Raw genomic sequence first — 744 nt, 5'->3', positions numbered from 1 at the left:
GCCGGTTCTTCTTTTGCTTCTCCTGCCGATAATTTTTTCTGCCGTGCCCGCCGGTAAGAAGTTTCTCAAATTTGCCCCAACGGACTAGTATAAACGGCGGCGGAGGCCGTCGGCCGAGGCTGGCGTTTATGCAGTGTTACCTGCTGGCTTTCTTTATTTTTGCGCTGTCTCTAATTTCACCATAATAGCTTCTTTCCCATTCTGTTATATCCTGTTCCTGAATCTCCTTTAACCAAGCTTCGTCAGATTTTGGCTTTTGCATGAAAATGGAGAGTAATATGCAAGAGTAAAACAGAAGTCCTGAAGCAATGACCCATAATCTCTGCTTATGCATCTTAATATATCCGTCCCGTTTAAGATGCCAATCCCATAATATTGTGCCAGGGAGTCGGATAAACATGAAAATCAGTTCAAGCGGGTTGTAACGCATCAAAGCCCTTTTCCTAATTTCTCCCCGATGTTCTGCTCTTAAATTCCAATTATATTTTTCAGACCATTTGACCTGTTCCTCTTGATTTATCCCTCTTTTGTTCAATTCTGCCTTGGCCTGTTCTACTGCCTCAGGTCGCCAAGCATTAGGGAGGCAGACAATTTCTAAAAGGTCTTCTGTCTCCCTAACTTCTATGGGTGGATTAAATTTCATTTATTTTAGCTTGCAGGTAACGGCCGCTGCTAAACGACGGCCAAGAGTTTTGCCTGATTATCTCTCAAAGTACCGATTGCAGTTTTAGAAAGCAACTGGTT

Annotated in this window: 1 protein-coding gene; it reads right to left on the bottom strand. The window is 43.1% G+C overall.

Going from position 1 to position 744, the window contains the following annotated elements:
* Positions 1–136: 136 nt before the first annotated feature.
* Positions 137–643 carry a hypothetical protein gene (locus HHO50_RS20930; RefSeq protein ID WP_181309094.1) on the bottom strand — a complete coding sequence of 169 codons (507 nt, stop codon included), beginning with the start codon at positions 641–643 and terminating at the stop codon, positions 137–139.
* Between the last annotated feature and the right edge of the window lie 101 nt (positions 644–744).

It is taken from the genome of Rufibacter sp. XAAS-G3-1 (assembly GCF_013623775.1).
Classification (GTDB): Bacteria; Bacteroidota; Bacteroidia; order Cytophagales; family Hymenobacteraceae; genus Nibribacter.
This window is presented reverse-complemented; position numbering and strand designations above follow the sequence as displayed.